General features: G+C 75.2%; 1 protein-coding gene and 1 pseudogene. One reads left to right on the top strand and one right to left on the bottom strand.

Going from position 1 to position 957, the window contains the following annotated elements; translation table 11 throughout:
• Positions 1-221, bottom strand: a pseudogene (locus GPJ59_RS36545) (hypothetical protein); the annotation flags it as partial.
• Positions 222-336: 115 nt separating this feature from the next.
• On the opposite strand from GPJ59_RS36545, the gene GPJ59_RS36540 reads away from it, so the two are divergent.
• Positions 337-783 (top strand): DUF6299 family protein, encoded by a 447-nt coding sequence (locus GPJ59_RS36540; protein ID WP_219672395.1) that lies wholly within the window; start codon positions 337-339, stop codon positions 781-783.
• Positions 784-957 lie beyond the last annotated feature (174 nt).

Genomic DNA, 957 nt, shown 5'->3' with positions numbered 1-957 from the left:
CCGCCGAGCAGCAGGAGCGCGGGCAGCAGGACGCCCCACCGGGACCGCCGGGGGCGGGGGCGGGGGCCGGCCGGGGCGCGGCCGGGAGCGGGGATGTGCGGGGCGGAGACGTGCGGGGCGGAGGCGCGCGGGGCGGAGACGTGCGGAGTGGAGACGTGCGGGGCGGGAGAGGCGATGTCGTGCACGAGGAATCCCTTCGGGCGGATTCCGGCCAGTCTCACGCGGCCGAGCGGGCAATTGCACCCACCGACACGAGTGTGCGCAGCGAGATGCGGCCGGATGACCAGCACAATTCGTTCCGGTGGATTTCCGCCGCCTCACACCCCCGGAGGATTCATGCGCATTTCCCCCCGCCGACTGGCCGTCGCCGCGCTGTCCGCGCTGGCCACAGCCACGGTATTCGCCACCCCGGCCGGCGCCGGCGGCCATGGCGATGGTATTTCCGTATCGCCTTACGGCACTATTTCCGACGACGGTGCCGTCACCCTCCACGGCACCTACCGCTGTTCCGCCGCATCACCCCATGGGGTGCAGATTCAGGCGGCCGTCGCCCAGGATTCCACCCGCGTGGGATTCGGCGGTGAGGAGGCCGTCTGCGACGGCCGGCAGCACAAGTGGTCCGCGACGGTCGGCCCGGCCTGGGGCCGGGTCCTGCACGAGGGCCCGGCCGGTGCCGAGGTCCGGCTGCAGTCGGCGACGCTGGGCTCCTCGCCCTTCAGCGTGCGGGTGTCGTACCTCGCCGAGTCCCACGGGGACATCGTCCTGAGGCACAAGCACCACTGACCCGGCCGGGGCCGGCCGCCACCGGCCCCACCGGCCCCACCGGCCCGTCCGGGGCCACACCAGCCGCCGGCTCGCCGGGGGCCGCACCGGCCACCCGGCCCGACGGGGAGCCACACCGGCCACCCGGCCCGACGGGGAGCCACACCGGCCACCCGGCCCGACGGGGAGCCACAC

Source organism: Streptomyces bambusae (assembly GCF_019400985.1).
Classification (GTDB): domain Bacteria; phylum Actinomycetota; class Actinomycetes; order Streptomycetales; family Streptomycetaceae; genus Streptomyces; species Streptomyces bambusae_A.
Note: the sequence above shows the minus strand (reverse complement) of the source record. Positions and strands in the feature narration are given on the sequence as shown.

What these genes read in the sequence shown, in the direction of transcription:
- GPJ59_RS36540 (WP_219672395.1), top strand. Translation starts at nt 337, where the DNA reads ATGCGCATTTCCCCCCGCCGACTGGCCGTCGCCGCGCTGTCCGCGCTG.